Below are 5,271 nucleotides of genomic sequence, written 5' to 3' on the forward strand. Positions count from 1 at the left end.
GCATCACGAAAGTAGCTTTACATGCGGCTTGAGGTCAAACTCGCTGAAATACTCCGCATCTGCCATTTGCCGGTCTTATCCTTGCTAGCTTGAAATTCCCGGGATTGAATATTTTTCACAATCTGGGAAAACCAAGCTTCACTCGCACCACTCATTTTGACATTAGTAGGCATGGCAGAATTACTTGCCTTAAATTTTAAAATATAGCGATCCACAACCGGCTTGAAGAGAATCAAGCCGGACAGTACCAGTCCTGCACCAATGATAGGAAGGAATATTTTTATTGCTGATTTTTTCATAAAATCACCTCTTATTAATATTATTATATATCAATCCTAAAAACCTAGATGAAGGATTGATATATAATAATTAGACATCACCTGCACAAAATTCCATGCAGTATTATTACAGTTTTTTTTATTAAAATCGAAATAATTTATAAATAAAAGGTAGCAGATTTGAGCTATCCCCGGCAATGAATAATTTTTGAAGATTGAAAATTTTCACAAAATAAAAAAGCCTCTTTCAAATACTGATTTGAAAGAGGCTTTGAGTGTTTTATACTCTGAAATTTCTAATTAACCACCGTAACAATCAATTCAAATGGTCCCGGTTCTGGTGTCCCGCTTTTAATCCATCCCAAGGTAACTGACCCTGTCTCAATGGAATAAAAATATTCAGTCCCATCCGAAGTATCAGAGAAGGGCAATGAGGGCGAATCAACATAACCAGTCCAATGGAGAAAGCAGGCTACTGTGGAATAAACATCATTCGTATTATCCGCTACAATTGTAGGGCAAGAAACAGTGACAGTTCCGTTTATTACATCTACTGGTGGTGTAATACTAAAAACATAGGTTGTCTGTGTTCCTGCACCATCCGTGCCATCTGTACCATCCGTCCCTGTCGTACCGGTTAGTCCAGTGGGCCCTGTAGGTCCGGCTGGACCGGTACAGGCCCCCATCATACCCAATACCATAATTACTGAAAAAACAAGCAATCCTTTTCTCACTATTCCGACCTCCTTGTAATTATTCAAAATTTATTTGATCCTGATTTTATATTTTTTCTTCTTCTTGGTTTCTTCTTCCTCGTCTTCACCTTGTTCATGCCCTTTGGCTTTACCCGGGGTGTTTTTATAATGACCCTTGGCTTTGCCGGGATTGTTTTTATAATGACCCTTCGCCTTGCCGGAATTATCCTTTTCCTCTTCAATCACTTCTTCGGTCTCGACAACAATCTTGGTTTTTTTATTGCCAACCTTGAGACGCTTTTTTTTCACAATGATCTTGGAATCTTTTGTCTTCACCACAACTTTTTTGACTTTGGTATTTACTTTCCGTCTGCCGTGTTTAGGCTCTCCTGTGTATTGTGGTTCCTCTTCATAATATTTTGAAGCCTCTTCCATTTCAACTTTTTCCTGAATTTTAGAACGCCCTTGCGGCTGGCTTTCGTAAACACGCTCTTCCACTTTGCGTCTACCTGTTTTCGGCTCCGGCGGCGCTTGATACTGCTGCTGATATTGCTGTGGTTGATTCTTCTGCCAATTGCCCTTCATATACTGACCCTGACGGTTATACCGCCCCGGCGTATACATATACCCCACTTTTTTCTCCATACGCCAATGCCCGGGAACCCATTCCCCGCGATGGTTCCAGTAGCCCCGTTCCCACTGATGATTTTTTTGTGCCCGCTGCCATCTGCCTTTGGCCCATCGGTTATGACGATTGTAATAGCCGTCAATCCAAACATAATTAAGCCGTCGGGCCGGGCGCCAGTAACCATTTGCCCAGCGACCCTGCGGGTTCCAATAGCCTGCCACCCAAACCCGATTCGGACGGGTCCTTTTTGATCTCCAATGGCCGTAAATCCAGTGACCCTGCCGGTTCCAATGGCCTGCCACCCAATGATATCCGGCACGATTGGCGCGACGCCAATGCCCCTTCATCCAGCGGCCGCCATGCCAATAACCCCGGACCCAGTGATAACCGGAGCGGTGCTTTTTCACCGGCTTCCAGTATCCGGGGACATAACGATCCGTCTGCCAGGCCCCGATCATCCAATGATACCCGACACGTACACGCGGCCGCCAAAATCCTGGAATATAAATTTCAGACTCAACCTCAATCGGTTCAATCCAAATCTGGTTGGGGCCTTCAATGGTCAAAATTTCTTCTTCCACCGGTTCGGTGTAAGCTTGGGTGGTATACTTCTGCGGAACCGGTGTCGGCTGCGGTTGGACTGCTTGCTGTTGTGCTGTATACTGCGGTTGGGAATACTGCTGAGCTGGATAAGATGTTGGTTGCGCGTGACGCGGTGGTGGATCAGCATAGCGCTTGTGCACCACCATCATACAACCGCTGGTAACAAGCATGACTGCAAGCATAAACAAAAGTCCTTTTTTCATGCATTCCCCCTTCAATCATTTTTCTAAGCATCGGTCAAATAGTTTAGCATATTAAGGTATGCTGAATAAATCTATAATTCTCCCGATCAGAACTTGCGCCTGTGAATTTTCATCTGGTAACCGGATTGCTTCCGCCGATATCAGACCAGTCAATTTTCCGGGTCAGATACATGACCAGTGCCAGGATGCTAAAAAGACTGACACTTCCAATCAGCAGCGCATAATCCTCCAGTTGCAATACTGTATACAGATACGCATACAAAACCGACAACACCAGGGAGATCAAGCCGGTATGGCGTAAATTAGCCAGCAAGCTCTTAGTATACAGTGTAATCAATCCAATAATGCCGATACTGGCAATCAGATATCCCAGGCCGAATCCAATGTGTTCGGACAATGACAACAAAAGTGTGTAAAACAGCACCAACGCCATGCCAATCAGCAAATACTGAATCGGATGAATGGGTTTATGCCCGGCCCGGCCCATCACATCCAGCATAAATAAGGCCAGAAACGTCAGCCCGATAAACATAATTGAATACTTGACGGTACGGCTGGTTTTCTGATAGTGGTCAACCGGCATAAACAGGCGGACGCCGAAAGCCGATTCCTGAACCTGCTGACTGCTGCCCAACCACTGCTGCGGAAAATTCCGGTTAATATCAATAATATCCCAAGTTGCCTGAAAATGATTTTCCTTAATTGCCCGTGTATCCGGTAAGAACGCGCCGGAAAAGCTGGGATCACCCCACGGCGCTTCCAGCTGTACATGGGTCAATTTTCCCAGTGGAACAAACTGTAACATCTCATGCCCATTGTGAGTAAGATCAAAGCTGTAATCATAGTGGTAGGTTTTAGAATTAAGTGCCACCCTAAAACTCACACCGGAAGCCACCACATCCTTGCAAGGGACACCGGGATCCGCCACAACCGATTTGTCATTCCATTTGAGCACCACTTTTTCCTGAATACTTTTGGTGTTGCTCATGCCCAGCGTCACAAAAGCATCCTCCCATATAATCTGTTTTTGTTCGAGATTCAGTGCGTCAATATTAGGAAAGACAAAACGTCCCTTCACCTTCAGATCGGCATTGTACAGTGCGACTTTATAGATGCCCCGGTAGCGGATCTCCGGCGCCATCCGGCCGTTGATATCCAGTGTTTCCGGCAAAAAATGGGCAAACAGCACCTCATGCTGAATCCTGCCTTTCTCATCCTTGAAATAACGTTTATACGGCAAGGTAAGTACCAGCGCGGTGACATCCTGCATCCCGCCGGACCACTGCATGGCGGTTTCATAGATAACACTACGTTTGCGGTTGTCGCGGTCCTGAATTAAAAAATGAATGGAAAAAGAAGGAATGAGTAAAACCGCAGTAAGCAGTGCAATCACAAACAAACGTAATCCCACAGAGAGTCCTTCTGCTTTGGCGGGCACTGTCTTTTCAGAAACAGTTTTCTTTGTTTTTTTCATGCTTCCTCCTTATTTTTTAAAACAAGCGCATTATACGCTAAATATCTTGACGCGGAAACGAAAATCACTTACTCTGGCTTGATTTTTAATATTCATTGAACAGGAGTTTTTACGATGGCTTATCATTTCATCCACTCCAAACAACTTGTCATGGAACCGGTGCCTGGATCACCCTGGGCAGAGGAGATGGTCCTCAATCCTGCAATCATTGCGGACAAAAAAAACGGACGAATTCACATGCTTTTCCGCGCCACCGGTCCCTATCCTGAAAAACAGCTGCCCGGAAAACCATTGCCGTATCCTATCTTTCTCGGTTATGCTTACAGCGATGACAATGGCAAAACCTGGACCAAGGATATGTCCCAACCGGCTTTGGCGCCCAATCTTAATTATGAAATCAAAGACATCTATATCAATAATATTCATGGGCAAAAAACGGTCAACTATGCAAATGGCTGTGTAGAAGATCCCAGATTGTTCTATCTGGAAGATAAATGCTATGTCATTGTTGCCTGCCGAATGCTGCCCCCAGGTCCCTACTGGGTCCATGATGAACCCACACAGTGCGCACCGGACTGGATTAAAACCGAGGCCAACCCCTTTGGAAAAGCCGCCTCCGAAAACCTTACCAGCAATGTGCTCTACCAGGTTGAGCTGGATAGGCTGGTCAAAAGAGATTATGCCAATGCCTTTCACTATGTGACCCATCTGACAGATGCGCAGTACGGCGATAACCGGGATGTGATGCTCTTCCCGGAAAAACTGGTTATCCATGGTAAGCCGCAATACATTTGTCTGCACCGCCCCAAAACACCCCACTTGTATCCGAAAATTAAAAATACGTCATTGCCCTCTATGATGATCTGTTCGGCTGAAACACCTGAAACGCTTTGGCAGGAGACCGAGACCCAGACCCTGCTGGCAGCACCGCTATTTGATTGGGAGGGAGACCGGATCGGCGCCAGCGCGCCGCCGATCAGAATCTCGGAAAAAGAGTGGCTCCTCTCCTACCACGGCAAAAAAGATGACATTACCGGTTACACCCAATCTTTTATGATTTTGGAAGAACAGGCAGACGGATTGCCCATTGTTAAACACCGCTGCTCCGAGCGGCTCATCATTGCAGATCAACCCTGGGAAATGCCGAATAAATTTTCTACACCTTGTGTCTTTATTACAGGATTGATCAGGTTGGTAGATACACTGATGATCAGTTATGGCGCGGCAGATGAAAAAGTGGGGATTGCAAAAATTGATTATCAACCCTTGCTGGATTATGTCAGGCAATTTGATGCACTAGGGCGAAAAAATCATTGTAGGGGCAAATAATTATTTGCCCCTATCTATGGGTAATGTCAACCCCCAATATATTTAAGTCATGCAGTGGAGG

The 5,271-nt window shown here is 45.5% G+C and carries 5 protein-coding genes; 1 reads left to right on the plus strand and 4 read right to left on the minus strand.

The genetic code is table 11. The features are described 5' to 3' along the window. Nucleotides 1-17: 17 nt before the first annotated feature. From K8S19_13645 to creD, 4 genes are all read right to left on the minus strand, one after another. On the minus strand, nucleotides 18-299 hold the full coding sequence (locus K8S19_13645) for a hypothetical protein (GenBank protein ID MCD4814721.1): 282 nt from the start codon (nucleotides 297-299) through the stop codon (nucleotides 18-20). A 275-nt stretch (nucleotides 300-574) separates the two neighbouring features. After that, entirely contained in the window at nucleotides 575-1,012 is a 438-nt protein-coding gene (locus K8S19_13650; protein ID MCD4814722.1) for a hypothetical protein, read from the minus strand. Nucleotides 1,013-1,042: 30 nt separating this feature from the next. Continuing rightward, nucleotides 1,043-2,407, minus strand: a complete 1,365-nt coding sequence (locus tag K8S19_13655; GenBank protein ID MCD4814723.1) for a hypothetical protein — start codon at nucleotides 2,405-2,407, stop codon at nucleotides 1,043-1,045. 109 nt (nucleotides 2,408-2,516) lie between these two features. Beyond that, entirely contained in the window at nucleotides 2,517-3,881 is a 1,365-nt protein-coding gene (gene creD, locus K8S19_13660) for a cell envelope integrity protein CreD (protein MCD4814724.1), read from the minus strand. A gap of 114 nt (nucleotides 3,882-3,995) precedes the next feature. Here creD and K8S19_13665 point away from each other — a divergent pair, with 114 nt between their 5' ends. Further along, complete coding sequence (locus K8S19_13665; GenBank protein ID MCD4814725.1) at nucleotides 3,996-5,210, plus strand: hypothetical protein; 1,215 nt, start codon at nucleotides 3,996-3,998, stop codon at nucleotides 5,208-5,210. Nucleotides 5,211-5,271: the final 61 nt, after the last annotated feature.

It is taken from the genome of bacterium, assembly GCA_021108215.1.
Lineage (GTDB): Bacteria > Oederibacteriota > JAAXVQ01 > JAAXVQ01 > JAUVAV01 > JAIORK01.

Bases quoted from the DNA above. Each gene is read 5' to 3' on its own strand.
- K8S19_13645 (MCD4814721.1), bottom strand. From the start codon at position 299: ATGAAAAAATCAGCAATAAAAATATTCCTTCCTATCATTGGTGCAGGA.
- K8S19_13655 (MCD4814723.1), bottom strand. From the start codon at position 2,407: ATGAAAAAAGGACTTTTGTTTATGCTTGCAGTCATGCTTGTTACCAGC.
- creD (MCD4814724.1), bottom strand. From the start codon at position 3,881: ATGAAAAAAACAAAGAAAACTGTTTCTGAAAAGACAGTGCCCGCCAAA.
- K8S19_13665 (MCD4814725.1), top strand. From the start codon at position 3,996: ATGGCTTATCATTTCATCCACTCCAAACAACTTGTCATGGAACCGGTG.